Raw genomic sequence first — 14,143 nt, forward strand, 5'->3', positions numbered from 1 at the left:
GTGTTTATAGCAGAGGGGCCACACCTGATCCCATTCCGAACTCAGAAGTTAAGTCCTCTTGCGGCGATGGTATTGCATGGGCGACCATGTGGGAGAGTAGCACGACGCCAGCTCTTTTTTTACTCGAACCCGATTAGGTAACTCTAATCGGGTTTTTTATTACCTACATGCTAATCTTTAAATTGTTTATATTTTTCGTCATCATGAAAAATAAAATACGAAACGGATGATAATCGCCATACCCTACATGTGGCTTTTAAATTTGTTGGAATCCGGCAGGACTTTGCGGTGCCTGTTGTTGTTTTGGATGTTGGTGGGGGCCTAGGGCCGTTGGTGTATTCCCGATTGGGGCTGTGGATCCGCTTCCATTATTAGATCCGCGATTTGCTGGAGCTCCTTGCGGTGGTCGAGCATTTTGATTTTGTGGAGTTTGGCCATCTGAAGTCGGCGTTTGACCACCGGTGTTTGGATTCGGATTCGGTGATTGTTGTTGCTGAACGGGAGCAGATTGTTGCTGCGGCAATGCTTGTTGTGAACCTTGTTGGGCTGCAGGCTGTCCTTTTTGATTCGTCGAAGGAGTTTTGGACTCCTCTTTTTTCGGTGGCGGCAACTGATGATTTAAATCGTCCATTGTATATGTGCGACCGATTTCGAAGATTTTATTTTTACTTTTAATATCGAAAAGACTCGCTTGAAGAATGATGCCGGGATTTACTTCATCGGGCATGTCCAGAATTTCAACTTCTAAGAACGTTGTGCCGTTTTGAATTCGCTTAATATTAGGTCTTAGTTTACCGAGAATTGCGCGCGCAAGTTCCGAACTATTTCTATATTCCACAGTGGAGATGTTCGCCCATGCTTGTGGAAGTTGTCTTTCACGAACTAGATTTTGAAAGTCGTCATCGATCAGTTTCACAAGTTGTTCAGCAGGAGTCAGTTGCACGCAAGCTTTCTCAATTTGAGATTTTGCCTTTTTCGGTGGAATAACAGACATGCCTTGTTCGTTCAAAGTAATGAAGGCAATAGCAGCGGCTGCAATGATGATTAAAGCTCCAAGAATCTTGTATAGCATGTGATGTAATCCCTCGTTGTTTACTATTATTGGTGGACAAACTGAGGCTTCTCAAAGGCTTTTCTGTCAGAGCCCAAAATCGCTCCTTCAGGCTAGGTTGCTTTAAGATTGTAACGAGCTGAAATCACTTCATAAAAGAAGATATTTAGAGGGGCTTCGTCTAAAGAATCGACAAGTGGGAGGTTCGCCTTGCGAATTTGAAAGATGGAAAAATCCACAGAAAATCAATAATTTAGAATTATCCATAATTTCTGGCACTAACGTTGGAAGTAAAAGGGTGAGAGAGGTGTCTTATGAAAGCGCTCACCAGATTAGCAGCTATGTCCTTTGTTATAGGATTTTACGTGGGATGTTCCCCGGTGAAGTTCTCTTTGGACTCTAGCAAGTGCCAAGACGGTTGTGTGGTTGAAAACGGGAAATATTCCTACAACTACTCTGTAACTGCCGGTGCGGGAAAGGTTGATATCCTGATTGTCGATGACAACTCAGCATCAATGTCTTTCGAACAAAAGCGTTTGGCCCCTCGTTTTGCTAACTTTATTCAAAATTTGGATTCTCGTGGAGTCGACTATCGTATCGCGATCACAACAACTGACGTGAGTGGTGGTCCATTCCCACAAGGTGGACAATTGATTTCGTTCGGTGATGGCAGTGCTTATCTAACTCCGACGAATTCAAATCGTTTGAGTCTATTTAATTCAGCTATTCAAAGACCTGAGACATTATCTTGTGAGAACTTTATCGCGAATTGGTTCAGAAGCCACGACGTGAATTCGCAAAACTCTCCAGACTATGCAAATCAGTATGCGGCGAATTGCCCATCTGGTGACGAGCGTGGAGTTTATTCTGCGAACTTGGTTGTTCAAAACAATCCGTCTAACTTCATTAGAAATGATGCTCACTTGTCCGTGATCTTCTTGTCTGACGAAGATGAGCGCAGCGGACTTTATACTTCGTCTGCGAATTTTGGCTTGGCCTCTTTGGATCAACCTGCGACGTTGCTAAATAACGTAAAAACATTGTTAGGTGATACAAAATATATGTCCTTTAGTGCTCATGCGATTGTGACTAAAGATGCTTCGTGCCTGGCAATTCAGAACAATCAAACTTTGGGTAATCCACCAAATCCAGTGACGACAGGAATGGTGACTGGAAGTATCGGTAACGTGTATCTGACATTCCCGAACTCGTCTTGGGGCGTGGCTGCTGACATCTGTTCTGAAGACTACACAGGTCAACTGGGCAATATCCAAACTCGTATCGAGAATGCAATCAAAGATATTTTGTTGAACTGTGACAACCCAGAAGATCTTGTTGTGACAGTGTCAGGTTCGCAAGTAGGACACTCAATGAACGGCAGGACTTTGCAATTCACTCAGTATTTGGCTCCGGGTACGACTGTGAACCTTTCGTATAAGTGCGAAGCTCAATAAAAGTGGAAATTAAAATTGAAAACACCGAGAGCAAGGCCCACTACCTTGCTCTTTCTTTTTTTGGATAAAAAATTTTTTCTAAAACTTCGAGAGCCAATGCCCCCGATCTTGAAAGAGAGTTCACCGAAAAGTGCCTGTAGATTTCGCCGATAATTTTCAAATGCAACATAATGAATTTGATAGCAAAGAGGACATCGAAATCTTTGCCTTGATTCAATATGAAACATGGTGCTTTAAATGTTTCATAAATTGTGAAACTTCTGATCACTGAAGAATCGAGAAATTTTCATTCCAGTGAATCTTTTTTTATAAGCGTTTTAATCAAGGCTAAACCTTTAGTCCTGGTTCTTAGTGCCGATAAAACCCCCATGGGAATGTTAGACAGATACAAGAAAAAAGGTGGCTTCTATCAACTTCTTCAATTGCTAGAGACATCGCCGTCAGCAAAGAGGGAACAGTTCCTTTCTTTGATCGCAGGTGAAAGTCCGGTATGGGAGGAAGCTCTTCGCAAAAGAATTCTAACGATTGCGCGAGTGTATAGTTGGGATGGACAATATCTTGTGGAGATCTTTTCGCGTGTGCAGCCAATGACGTTGGCTTATGCCCTACATGGAAGTCCTCCTGAGCAGATCGAGCAGCTTTTGAACTGCTTGCCGCCGATCTCAAAAAGAAAGATCACAGATCTGATGGCGGAAACAAATCCCTCCGCTGCCGAGAAGGGAACTTGTGTCTCTAAAATGCTTTCTGAAGTTCGGGGATTTGTTTCTCAAGGTATCATTCGCCTCGAGAAAGTCGATCCTGAATTGCATATTCCAGAGAACATCGAAGAGATTTTGAACTCTTCCGTACATGCAGTGCCAACTTATGAAACAGAAGCTATGAAGAAAGACGGTAAACCGAATATCGTCGGTGAGTCTGTCGAGGGATCTTCTTCTCAAGAAGTTGAGTTCTTGAAGCGCAAGATGAATCAGCTGGCTTCTGAAGTGAATGCTTTGAAGCACGAGAACTCAGTACTTAAAGATAAGCTCTCGCAAATTAAAAAGATCGCTTAGATCTATCTTCAACCTCAGCTTTTCGAGGTTCAAAGATATTAAAGATAAATATAAAGGCTCTTCCAGTTGGAAGAGCCTTTATTTATTTTCGGGCATCGAAATAAAACCGCCGGAATGAATTTAAAGCAGATGATCTGTGAGTGCTTCGTAAGTCGATCATTTTTTGATTCTCTTTGAAACGCTTTATGAAGTCAGCCGAAGAATCGCTTGCAGAGCGGATTTTATCGAATTCTGTCGAGAAATTTGACGAACGCGGATCTGACTAAACTCACGAAAGTCCACACCGATAAGCCCTTCGTAGTGCGTGAGGTAGAACAATGAGAAAGTTAGCTTTCAACTTTGTGTTGGGTGTTTTTTTTGTTTCGACAGTAACTCAAGCTCAGTCCGGTGTGGAAAAAGCTGACGGCGTCGAGGCGCAGTTTCTTTCAGAGGTTGCTACACAATCGGATGACGGTGAAGATATCAAGACGGGCTTTCTAGAGACCATTCCGGATGGTTTGAATTCCAAAGATATCAGCCCTGGCTGTGATCCGAAATTATTTGAAGATAACGTTCTTAGCAAAAAAAGAACAAGTGCGGAATATTTCACTCTGGTGAAAAACTATTTCAAGAATTGCGAATCCGAACTATCTGAAAGCAACCCAAAGGGTGTATTAGCCCTGTTGTCATACGCTAAGTATAAATATCCTTTCTTACAGCATCCACAGGTTAAAGAGTTCACAATTCCCCTCGAAAATGGTGTGCAGGTGCCAGCCATCATGGCATTAAAGCAAGATCCAACTCCACGCCCTTTGGTTGTGGTGAAGTGTGGTACTTTCTGTTCTGCAGAGGAATCTCCGTCGATGAAGGCTTATCTAATGTCTTTGTTTGACCAAGGGCCTTTCAACGTTGTTTTGCTTGCGAGCCAAACGGGGCTTGATTATATGGCTTTGAATCATGTGGTTAATTTGGGTGGCTACTCAGAAGGGTACGAGACTTTATTAGTTGGTCAGTATCTAAGAAATAAATGGGCTTATAGAGATCGCATTTCAAGTTTGCATATGATGGGAATTAGTTTGGGTGGTAATGCCGCTGTATTTGGCGCTGCATACAACGATCAATATCCTATGACGGATGGCAGTAAGACATTCACAACGGTGACTGCGATTTGTCCGGTCTTGAGCTTGAAGCCAACTCTGGAGCACCTTTATGGAAGTACGATTATTGGCCCGATCTTCGCGAAACTGACGAAGGAACAATTCGTAGATGCTCGATTAAGTTTGAACGTGGGGGACTTGCTTGCCGACTCTCAATTGCCCTCTAAAAAGGCCGACATGGTAGACTTCATTGGAAATCTTGCTTCGACCTCATTGCAACGTCGAGGTATCGCAAGCACAACACCTGATTATTTTAAATCTAATAATATTTGGAATTGGCCGGCGAAGATTCAAACGCCAATGCTTGTGTGGGCCGCAAAGAACGACATCATCGTAAATAATAAAATCAATGCTTATGTGATGGAACATGACGATTACTATGAGAAGTCTTCAAATGTGGGTGTTTTAAATATCTCTTATGGAAGTCATTGCGGTTTCCAAGGGGCCTATAGTCCGATTGCCGCCGCCGCTGTGTTGAAGACATGGGTGCTGACTCACAGTCCTGAATTCACGCCTTCTTATAAGCAGACAACTGTGCCATGGACATTCGGTTTTGAAAAAATGTATTCAGTTCAGTCCCATGTGGGACAGAAGTTTGAATTCACTGCAGGTTCTAATGATGTGAAAGTCAGCTTCCGTATTTTTAATTGGTCGGGAGCAAACTGCTATGATGTGGGACCTTATTCTAGTACCGGTCAATGTGTAACGACAAAGACATATACAGTGCCAGTAAGCTCTTTGGCTTTGCTGGGGGCTCGGGTTCCACGAAATGCGGTGGAGGCTCAAGCAATCAGTCGTGAATTCAATACGAAGGTTGAATTTAGAACTAAAGATCAAAAACCTCTAGATGGTTCTAGTGACGGTGATTTTGTGATGACCGTCCGATCTATGTATCAATAGTTTTCCGTAAGACAGTTTGATTGACGGGCTCTCGATCACGAGGGCCTTTTTTGTTTCAAATCGAATGTGATGGGTTTGATATTCGTTGCAGATCTTGACTTTTCTCCATAATGAAACTAAAATTGTTACAGTATGGCAGCTAATAGTAAATTCGCGATGGCGACACATATTATGACCTTGATAGCCCACGCTTCTTCTTCAAAGGAGGTAGAGAAGGATTCTCATGGGTTGGTGCGCAGCGAGCTGATTGCTGGCAGTGTGAATACGAATCCTGTGGTGGTTCGCCGAATTGTCTCTATTCTAGCAAAGGCGGGATTGGTGATTTCTCATCAAGGAAAGGGCGGAGGCTTGGAACTTGCGAAGTCGCCATCACAAATTTCCCTTTTAGATATTTACAATGCATTGGGAGAGGAACCGATATTTGCGGTGAATCCGAATTTGCCAAACCCCGCTTGTGAAGTTAGCGTGCGGATGCCTGAGGTGTTAGATCCTGTTTTTCAGTCAGCGCAGGAAAGTTTGCAAGCGAATTTAAAGAAAACCAAATTGTCGGATCTACTGAAGCAGATTTAATAGATCTGCGTTTTTTTAATTAAAACTGTAACTAATTAAGTTACTAATGAGGAGTGTGTATGAATATAGCATTAATCGGAGCTTCAGGATTTATTGGATCTGAAATTTTAAATGAGCTTCTAAGCAGAGGATATAAAGTTACGGCCATTGTCCGTAATCCTGAAAAGATCAAACCTCGCGAAAACCTTATAATTAAAAAAGGCGATGCTGAAGATACAAAAGCTTTGACGGAGCTTCTTAAGGGACACTCGGCAGTGCTTAGTGCTTATCATACAGGTAGTGATAAAGCAGTCATTGGGGGCAAAAGTATTGTTGAAGCTACACGCAGGGCCGGTATTAAGCGTTTGATTGTGGTTGGGGGAGCGGGAACGCTTGATGTGGCTCCGGGAAAAAACTTGGTGGATTCGCCAGAATTCCCTGCGGCATGGAAAGATATTGCTTTAGCAGCTCGCGAACTATTTTACTTTATGCGCGATAAAGGTAATGACTTGGATTGGGGTTTTATGAGTCCTGCTGCGATGATCGAGCCAGGTCCTCGCACTGGAAAATTTCGTGTGGGCGCCGACAGCGTTATCTTTGATGATAAAGGACAAAGCAAAATCACTGCGGCTGACTATGCTGTAGCGATGGTGAACGAGCTGGAAAAAAATCAATTTATTCAGAAACGTTTTACAGTTGCATACTAAAAAATGAAAAAACGCGGCTTCTCTGTGAAGTCGCGTTTCTTTTAAATTTGCTGGTCAGTTAGTCGATGCTAGCAAGAGCTCTGCGTAGAGCATCTTCATCCTTAACACCTACGAAAACCAACTCGGCACGACGATCGCTGGCGATTGAACCGCCAGTAGCTTCTGAAGAACCTTTACCCACCGCTGTGACAGGCACATCTTTCAAACCATTTTTTTGCAAAATTGATTTTACTTGTTGAGCTCTAGCCAAAGAGATTTTTTGGTTTGCTGTATCGTTGCCTGTTGCGTCTGCATAGCCGACAACTTCAACTCTTTCTAGAAGATCCTTGTTGTCGTTCAATACTTTAGCAACTTTGCCAAGTCTTTGCTGATCTTTTTTATCAACAGTGTATTTGGCAGAAGAGAACTCGATCGCACCAGCAGATGCTAAAGAGCTATAGCTGATGTCACGAAGTACAGGCGCAGTTTCAGCTACATCTGTTGTATCCTCCATGTCCTCATCCATTAGATCTGTTTGCTGTTGAGGCTGTGGTTGCTGAGCTGCCATGGATTTCGCGGAAGTTTTATATGCATGTGGATTCCAACCGATTTGTAAGTCGATTAGATACATATAAGCATCTTGGCCCACGTTATTAGTAAGGGCCATGGCACGAGCACCGACACGAGCAATCCATGCAGGAGCTAAGTTGAACTCTTTCAAGGCTTGAAGCCCTACAAACTGAGCGTCGGCTTGATTGGCACCGTAGTTGATACCTTGATCAAAGAATTGATCGGCAACAACACCGGCTTGCCAACGACTTTGCCATCTATAACGGGCTGCCAACTCAACAGCTGCGTTCGTAGCATTCGAACTATATGCAGATGATTGAGAGAATGATTGGGCGTTGAAGCCGTAGCCGACGTCAGCGACCCAAGGTGATTCGAAATAATAAGAGCCTAATAGTTTAACTGTACTAGGTGTACCCTCTACGGAACCGTTGCCGGAACCATCGTAACCAGTGTAACCACCACCAGCGCCAATAAGTGGAATAATACCGCGTGGCTCTGTCTCAACCGCTTCTTTTGAAAATTGAAGCGTACTCGATGTGGCTGACTGGTCTTGGGCATTTGCTGCCAAGGAACCTGCACAAAGCAATGAAGCTAGAATGAGTTTTTTCATGGGTGTCTCCTTTTCATGACAGCTTCAGTATCTGCCTCCTTTTCGCGACGTCAATTTATAGGCCACTCATAAACTCGTTTGTGTAGTCATACATGGGATGGGCATGCGAAGGGTCAATAGCTCGACCAGACAACATTTCTTAAGCGCAACTTTTTAGACGTGAGTTAGATAGAAAGGTAAAAAAGAGAATGTAAAAAAAGAAGGCTCGATTGTCCGAGCCTTCTTAAGAAACTATTTAAAGTTAAAAGGATAATTTGCAGAGTCACTGATCTTGGCGCCTTTGTTCAATCGAGCGCGAATTTCCCAAGTACCTTCCATCGAAAAAAGAACTTGAGTGATGTGGTACACCCCTGCCTCTTTTTCATCTTTTTTCAAGATCACTGGTTCGGAGCCATGCCCCATCTCTGGCATATATAAAGATACGAAAAGTGTTTTATCCTTTGGAACGTCAGTGAAAGGGCCTTTCGCCGAGGATGTTTTAGCATTCCAAAATTTTAAGTCGAAAGCGGCAGCATCTTTTGCCGTTGGAGCGGCAACGACAACAGGTTTTTTTGTCCAAGTTAAAGTTGCGCAGAGACTTTCTTTTGCAAAAAAGAAATCACAACCTGGAGCTTTTGTTTTTCCAGCAGCAAATGAAATTAGCGATGAGAGAAGCAATGAAGTGAAAACAAAACATTTCATGTAGACCTCGTTAAGTCAGTAGACCTCACAAGAGTTTCACACCGATACAGCAGAGGCAAGCGGATGCCACATGACAGCAAATGATTTTAGCTGAGGGGAATATTATGAAATGAAGGCTCGCATAGCTATTTGATCTCTTGTTTCAAATGAGCCAGTACGCCTCTTAAATTTTTCAGAATCTTTTTACAATTATCTTCATTCTCGGGTCCCATGCGAATCAAGATCTTTTGCCCGATCGACAGTTTCTCTAGATCTGGATCAGTGAACTCGTAAGTCACTACCAGCTTATTCATATGCAGTGGACCTTTTGGTGTTGGAGTTGTCAAAAGAAGGTCAATCGTAGAAATCAGATGGTCGTTAAAATAGCGAGAATTCCCGAGGTCGGCGTAGGCCTTTTGAAACAATGGATAAAAATGGACATACATGTGACGCAGCTTTTTAAGATCAACAGATTCTGCTAGTTCAACATAAGGAGTATACCGGCTGTAGTTCTCTGGGCTCATTGTGCCATCAGTGCTCACTTTAAAGTCACCTTCCGGCTGGTTCAAAGGAGAAGTGATTTTAGAAAGGCGAGATGTTGAAAGGTTATCCACAAAGACAACCATCGAGCGAATCAGATTTTTAAAGATGACAAGATCTTCAAGTTTAGAGGAATCAGCAATTTTCGACAGCTCTTCTTTCAGAGTTTCATCGCTTTCGTCCAAATTAGGAAGTTTTGTGATGGTCTTTGCAGAGGACCGAGCAGATTGTTGCTCGGCTTCCTCGTCGGGAACAGGGAAGTGATCAGGGGGAGTTGCCTCTGGAGTAGGTGAGGCGGTGGCGGTCACAGGTGTCGAGGTCTCTGTGGCTGCTTTGTGTGAGTTTGAAAAATACCAAACGCCACCGCCCAAAAGGACAACAATAATAATACCAATAACTAAGATAGATTTATTTGATTGCATGCGCTCCCCCGGGAACTAAGACCTAAGGATCTTAGTTTTTCATAGGAACGAAATTATCTCTACGATTTTTCGCATAGTCTGCATCAGTATCACCAGTGGAAATAGGTTTTTCTTTTCCATAGCTTATTACAGACAAACGAGATTGATTGATGCCTTGAGACATCATGTAGGATTGTGCCGCTTTAGCCCTGCGTTCACCTAGACCCAAGTTGTATTCGATAGATCCGCGTTGGTCACAGTGGCCTTCGATTTGGATTTTAGTATTTGGATGTTGTGTCATCCATGTCACGTTTTGATCGAGAAGTTTTTTGTCATCTTGATTCAAACCTGATTTGTCGAAAGAAAAGTGAATAGTGTGAAGCCCGTCAATTTTCTGGCTGTCGCTGCCAGCGGGATCAAAAGTTTCTGTGGCTGCGTTGTTTGCAGCTGTTGTCATGGAACTATTGTCCATTTTCTTTTTTGAAGCGCAGCCGGCCGCAAAGCACAAAGTAAGAGCTGAGATTGTAAGTAAAGATATTTTTGAATGTGACATTTTATTTTTTCCTGCATGGGTTGGATTTAACATTTGTAAAATAACAAGATGAGGTTACATTAGTAAAATAGATAATAGTTATGAAATCATAAGGAAATTATATGATTAACTTAAATCATCTTAAGTACTTCTATCTCTGCGCACAAAGTGAAAATCTAACGCAGGCAGCGCAAACCCTGGGGATCACTCAGCCAGCCTTGAGTATGCAAGTGAAGCAGTTTGAAGATTCTCTGGGATTTAAGTTGTTTTCACGTTCCAGCAAGCGCTTTGCACTGACTCCAAAAGGTAAAGAGCTGTATCAATATTCGGCCAGACTTTTTGAGGTTTCAGCTGAAATTGACCTATTTCTTAAAAATATAGAAGCGGCTGAAGAGTTGAATATCAAACTAGGCGTTAGTGAGGAAGTCGAGCGTCCCTTCATCGCAGAAGTCGCGGGGCGATTGACGAAATCTCATCACGGTAAAAAGCTCAGTGTATTGATTTTATCTAAGTCTCACGATGAAATTGCGCGTCTGATGCAAAATGAAAATCTTGATTTCATTATCACGAATAAGGAAATTCGCGGTGGCTTAAAAATGATTCTGAAATTAGATATGCCTGTTCATTTGGCAGTTTCTGGCACTACTACGATAAATGGATTTGCAACAGGATCTCAAAACGCCAATAAAATTTTAAATACCATCGACATGGATATGATCGTGCCAGATGAGGATTTGGTTCTAGGAAAGGAAACTAAAAAGTTTCTAAGGCAGCATCGAATTCAAAAACATGTTTCGATCTCGTCTAATATCGTGTCTTGCCTAGTGCGTTCGGTTCAAGAGGATGCAGGCGTCGCCTTTCTGCCTATTCCCTACATAAGTAAAGAGATTAAGCGTGGAACGATTCGTGTTATGGGACCGCGACAGGGATTTTGGTCTCATAGCCTGTATGTGTATTCTCAGAAGTCGGATCGCAGTAATTTAAGTGAGTCTTTGATTAAGGTTATTCAAGATCTGTCGGTACTAACTTAAATTTTATTCGCGGGGACGGACTTCAAGCATTTCAACATGAAAAATTAAATTTGAATGTGGCTTAATAAATGGACCGACTTGTCTTTCTCCATACGCGAGATGAGACGGCACAAAGATTGTGCGCTTGCCACCTTCGCGCATTCCGAGAAGACCTTGACTCCAACCGACAATGACTTTTTTGGATCCCAGGACAAACTCGAAGGGACGACCATGATCGTAAGAAGAATCGAACTTTGTTCCATCCTCGAGTAAGCCTTCGTAATTTACAAAACAAAGAGCCCCCTTGCTAGCTTCGATGCCAGTGCCAACTAAGGTGTCTGTGATTTTCAATTCAATTGAAGTCATACAGACACTTTAGCGGATTCATATTGGAAATTCAAAGGGACAATTAGGAGGCACCTTAAGCCCTAATATCTAGCGCGCCTTCAGCCTCGTATCTAGCAGCACCTTCGGCGTCATATCTAGTGAGCGCCTTCGGCGTTACCGCCGGTGACTTTATCGCAGAGAAGGATCAAGACTGAGCTTAGGGCCAAAGCGATAAAGACAAATTTAAAACAATCGTTAAAGCTTAAAAGATTTGCTTGTTGACGGACCGTATTGTCTAGAGCAGCTAAAGCTTGTTGCCGAGCTGTCACCTTGTCAGTGCCGCCGCCGATGAAAAGTGTCTCGTAAGCATGAAGACGTTGAAGAGTGTTCGTATGATAAACACTAATGCCTTCAGTCAATCGTGCTGAGTGGAATTTCTCACGTAAGCTCATCATTGTGCCAAGAATAGCAATTCCTACTGAACCACCCAAATTACGAAGCATGTTGAACAACCCCGACGCCGAGCCGACATCGGAAGGGGCGACAAGACCCGTTGTAATAGAGGACAAAGGAATCATCAAAAGTGGTTGTCCCATCGCACGCACGATCTGAGACCACATCAGCTGATCGTATCCTACATCCAAGGTCATCCGACTATTCATAAAGCAACTGATACCAAAGATATTGATACCCACAAAGGCAAGCCAGCGCCCATCAATCTTATTCATGATTTTTGGAACGAAAGGCAAGATGACAAGTTGTGGAAGACCAGCCCACATCATTGTGCGACCAATATCAATAGAGTTGTAGCCTTGAATCGTTGAAAGATATAAAGGCAGCAAATACAATGCTCCATACATGGCTAAACCGACCGTGAAGTTCACGAGGCAGCCAAAGCCAAAGTTCTTCTGCGCCAAAAGACGAAGATTGATAAAAGGAGCTTTCGTTGTAAGTTCGATGATAAGAAATGCAATCAAGAAAACGACAGCAGCTAACGCAAGCCATGTGATCATCGGATCGCCAAACCAATCTTTCCGCTCGCCCTCCTCGAGGAAAATTGTCAGCGAAGAAAGACCGATTGCCATGGTCAAGATACCCCATTTATCCACCTGACCTAATAAATCCAGACGCTTCGGAGATTTGTTAATTCCGAAGTGAATCGCCAACATCAAAAAGATGCCTGGGATTAGATTCATGTAAAATACGATAGACCAATGGAACATTTGAGTTAGATAACCACCAATTGTCGGACCAATCGCAGGAGCAAATGTTGCTGTGATTGCAAACATCGCCATACCAACGTTGCGACGTGAAGGCGGCATTCCTAAGATGACTTGAAAGGCTAGGGGGATCAGAGCTCCGCCAGTGAAGCCTTGCAAAGCACGAAATACGATCATCGATTCCAAATTCCACGCAAGCCCACAACAGACTGAGAAGATCAAAAATAGAATAGACGTCCAAGTCAGGTAAGTGCGAAGAGATAAAACTCGAGTCAGCCAACCGCTGATAGGAATGATGACGATCTCTGCAACAAGATAAGAAGTCGAGACCCAAGACCCCTCTTCAAGTGTGGCACCAAGACCACCGGTGATGTCGCGGATGGAAGCATTGGTGATTTGAATATCAAGGATCGCCATAAAGGCCCCAAGAACAGCACCGAAAACAGCGAGCCATTCTTTAAAGCCCATCTTTTGTTCTGAGGACATAACTAATGAACTTTCACTGACACATCAGTCGACATACCTGAAACAAGTTTGTCTCGAAAATTTTTAATGCTTTCTTCCTCGAAAACAATTTTCACTGGAATACGTTGGACGATCTTCGTGAAGTTCCCAGTAGCGTTATCTGGAGGCAATAAAGAGAACGTCGCTCCAGACCCTGGGGATATACTATCCAAGTGACCTTCGAATTCTACGCCTGGAATACCATCAACTTTGATTTCAACTTTTTGTCCTGCTTTAAAGTGACGAACTTGGCTTTCTTTAAAATTCGCTTCAATCCACGGAGTTTCCTCAACCAGTGCCATCAAAGGTTGACCTGGTTGAATTAAATCACCGGATTCAACATTGCGCTTACCAACAACACCGGCTTCAGGAGCAATGATATCTGTGTATTCAAGTTGCAGCTGTGCTTTTTGTAACTCCGCTTCTGTTACTAGAGCATCAGACTGATATTGATCAAAGACGGGTCGTTCATTGGCATTCAAATTATCAAAGCCGTGGAAGCGGCCTAAGTCCTTGTGTGCTTTGCCGTAACGAGCTTGTGCGGCTTTGACTTGAACCTCGTAATCACGCTTATCGAGACGAACAAGAATATCACCTTTCTTGACGTGTTGATTGTCTTGAACCAGGACTTCTTGAACGGTTCCCATGATGCGGGGGCTGATTTGATGGATATGTGCTTTGATAAAAGCATCATCTGTGCTTTCAAAGAAGATCATTCCGTAAAGAACTTTCGCAAGAAGAAGAGTGAAGACGATGGCACCAATCGTTGCTAACTTTTTTTGTTTCGGAGAAAGATTGATTTTTCCCAAGGGACCCCGCTTCAGTTTTTCTACAAATGAAAGTGAGGACACTTTTCCCATGAGAGAGCGAAAGAAAATACCATTACCTAGAGAGTTTTGAGCAGTTTGCGACATAAGATACCTATCTGATCTGATGTGCGT

14 protein-coding genes and 1 rRNA gene are annotated in these 14,143 nt (G+C 43.1%); 7 read left to right on the plus strand and 8 right to left on the minus strand.

Annotated features, from left to right (window positions below):
- Positions 1–113: ribosomal RNA gene (rrf, locus tag VF412_RS17085) — 5S ribosomal RNA — on the plus strand; the annotation flags it as partial.
- A gap of 143 nt (positions 114–256) precedes the next feature.
- On the opposite strand, the gene VF412_RS17090 is transcribed toward rrf, so the two are convergent.
- The gene (locus tag VF412_RS17090) at positions 257–1,072 is read right to left on the minus strand and encodes a hypothetical protein (protein WP_331340479.1); all 816 of its coding nucleotides are present in this window, start codon (positions 1,070–1,072) and stop codon (positions 257–259) included.
- Between the two features lie 293 nt (positions 1,073–1,365).
- On the opposite strand from VF412_RS17090, the gene VF412_RS17095 reads away from it, so the two are divergent.
- From VF412_RS17095 to VF412_RS17115, 5 genes are all read left to right on the plus strand, one after another.
- The gene (locus VF412_RS17095; protein WP_331340480.1) at positions 1,366–2,505 is read left to right on the plus strand and encodes a hypothetical protein; all 1,140 of its coding nucleotides are present in this window, start codon (positions 1,366–1,368) and stop codon (positions 2,503–2,505) included.
- A 368-nt stretch (positions 2,506–2,873) separates the two neighbouring features.
- A complete protein-coding gene (locus tag VF412_RS17100; RefSeq protein WP_331340481.1) occupies positions 2,874–3,557 on the plus strand; it encodes a FliG C-terminal domain-containing protein in 684 nt (227 codons plus the stop codon).
- A 317-nt stretch (positions 3,558–3,874) separates the two neighbouring features.
- Positions 3,875–5,593 carry a hypothetical protein gene (locus tag VF412_RS17105; protein WP_331340482.1) on the plus strand — a complete coding sequence of 573 codons (1,719 nt, stop codon included), beginning with the start codon at positions 3,875–3,877 and terminating at the stop codon, positions 5,591–5,593.
- A gap of 132 nt (positions 5,594–5,725) precedes the next feature.
- Positions 5,726–6,163, plus strand: a complete 438-nt coding sequence (locus VF412_RS17110) for an Rrf2 family transcriptional regulator (RefSeq protein WP_331340483.1) — start codon at positions 5,726–5,728, stop codon at positions 6,161–6,163.
- Positions 6,164–6,222: 59 nt separating this feature from the next.
- On the plus strand, positions 6,223–6,849 hold the full coding sequence (locus VF412_RS17115; protein ID WP_331340484.1) for an NAD(P)-dependent oxidoreductase: 627 nt from the start codon (positions 6,223–6,225) through the stop codon (positions 6,847–6,849).
- A gap of 58 nt (positions 6,850–6,907) precedes the next feature.
- Here VF412_RS17115 and VF412_RS17120 read toward each other — a convergent pair whose 3' ends face one another.
- From VF412_RS17120 to pal, 4 genes are all read right to left on the minus strand, one after another.
- Entirely contained in the window at positions 6,908–8,008 is a 1,101-nt protein-coding gene (locus tag VF412_RS17120; RefSeq protein WP_331340485.1) for an OmpA family protein, read from the minus strand.
- Positions 8,009–8,239: 231 nt separating this feature from the next.
- The gene (locus tag VF412_RS17125; RefSeq protein WP_331340486.1) at positions 8,240–8,689 is read right to left on the minus strand and encodes a FixH family protein; all 450 of its coding nucleotides are present in this window, start codon (positions 8,687–8,689) and stop codon (positions 8,240–8,242) included.
- Between the two features lie 125 nt (positions 8,690–8,814).
- Positions 8,815–9,630: a DUF3014 domain-containing protein gene (locus VF412_RS17130; RefSeq protein WP_331340487.1), complete on the minus strand. Its 816-nt coding sequence runs from the start codon at positions 9,628–9,630 to the stop codon at positions 8,815–8,817.
- 31 nt (positions 9,631–9,661) lie between these two features.
- A complete protein-coding gene (gene pal / locus VF412_RS17135; protein WP_331340488.1) occupies positions 9,662–10,066 on the minus strand; it encodes a peptidoglycan-associated lipoprotein Pal in 405 nt (134 codons plus the stop codon).
- 197 nt (positions 10,067–10,263) lie between these two features.
- Between pal and VF412_RS17140 the strand changes: the two genes are divergently transcribed.
- On the plus strand, positions 10,264–11,172 hold the full coding sequence (locus VF412_RS17140; RefSeq protein WP_331340489.1) for a LysR family transcriptional regulator: 909 nt from the start codon (positions 10,264–10,266) through the stop codon (positions 11,170–11,172).
- A 3-nt stretch (positions 11,173–11,175) separates the two neighbouring features.
- Here VF412_RS17140 and VF412_RS17145 read toward each other — a convergent pair whose 3' ends face one another.
- The 3 genes from VF412_RS17145 to VF412_RS17155 all read right to left on the minus strand — a co-directional run bounded on the left by VF412_RS17145 (position 11,176) and on the right by VF412_RS17155 (position 14,116).
- Positions 11,176–11,517 carry an FKBP-type peptidyl-prolyl cis-trans isomerase gene (locus VF412_RS17145; RefSeq protein ID WP_331340490.1) on the minus strand — a complete coding sequence of 114 codons (342 nt, stop codon included), beginning with the start codon at positions 11,515–11,517 and terminating at the stop codon, positions 11,176–11,178.
- Positions 11,518–11,633: 116 nt separating this feature from the next.
- Positions 11,634–13,184, minus strand: a complete 1,551-nt coding sequence (locus VF412_RS17150; protein ID WP_331340491.1) for a DHA2 family efflux MFS transporter permease subunit — start codon at positions 13,182–13,184, stop codon at positions 11,634–11,636.
- Positions 13,185–13,186: 2 nt separating this feature from the next.
- A complete protein-coding gene (locus VF412_RS17155; RefSeq protein ID WP_331340492.1) occupies positions 13,187–14,116 on the minus strand; it encodes an HlyD family secretion protein in 930 nt (309 codons plus the stop codon).
- Between the last annotated feature and the right edge of the window lie 27 nt (positions 14,117–14,143).

Source organism: Bdellovibrio sp., assembly GCF_036384735.1.
Lineage (GTDB): Bacteria > Bdellovibrionota > Bdellovibrionia > Bdellovibrionales > Bdellovibrionaceae > Bdellovibrio.

Coding starts and splice junctions, on each gene's coding strand:
- VF412_RS17145 (WP_331340490.1), bottom strand. CDS start 11,517: ATGACTTCAATTGAATTGAAAATCACAGACACCTTAGTTGGCACTGGC.
- VF412_RS17155 (WP_331340492.1), bottom strand. CDS start 14,116: ATGTCGCAAACTGCTCAAAACTCTCTAGGTAATGGTATTTTCTTTCGC.
- VF412_RS17115 (WP_331340484.1), top strand. CDS start 6,223: ATGAATATAGCATTAATCGGAGCTTCAGGATTTATTGGATCTGAAATT.
- VF412_RS17120 (WP_331340485.1), bottom strand. CDS start 8,008: ATGAAAAAACTCATTCTAGCTTCATTGCTTTGTGCAGGTTCCTTGGCA.
- VF412_RS17105 (WP_331340482.1), top strand. CDS start 3,875: ATGAGAAAGTTAGCTTTCAACTTTGTGTTGGGTGTTTTTTTTGTTTCG.
- VF412_RS17090 (WP_331340479.1), bottom strand. CDS start 1,072: ATGCTATACAAGATTCTTGGAGCTTTAATCATCATTGCAGCCGCTGCT.
- VF412_RS17150 (WP_331340491.1), bottom strand. CDS start 13,184: ATGTCCTCAGAACAAAAGATGGGCTTTAAAGAATGGCTCGCTGTTTTC.
- VF412_RS17100 (WP_331340481.1), top strand. CDS start 2,874: ATGGGAATGTTAGACAGATACAAGAAAAAAGGTGGCTTCTATCAACTT.
- VF412_RS17110 (WP_331340483.1), top strand. CDS start 5,726: ATGGCAGCTAATAGTAAATTCGCGATGGCGACACATATTATGACCTTG.
- VF412_RS17125 (WP_331340486.1), bottom strand. CDS start 8,689: ATGAAATGTTTTGTTTTCACTTCATTGCTTCTCTCATCGCTAATTTCA.
- pal (WP_331340488.1), bottom strand. CDS start 10,066: ATGACAACAGCTGCAAACAACGCAGCCACAGAAACTTTTGATCCCGCT.
- VF412_RS17095 (WP_331340480.1), top strand. CDS start 1,366: ATGAAAGCGCTCACCAGATTAGCAGCTATGTCCTTTGTTATAGGATTT.
- VF412_RS17140 (WP_331340489.1), top strand. CDS start 10,264: ATGATTAACTTAAATCATCTTAAGTACTTCTATCTCTGCGCACAAAGT.
- VF412_RS17130 (WP_331340487.1), bottom strand. CDS start 9,630: ATGCAATCAAATAAATCTATCTTAGTTATTGGTATTATTATTGTTGTC.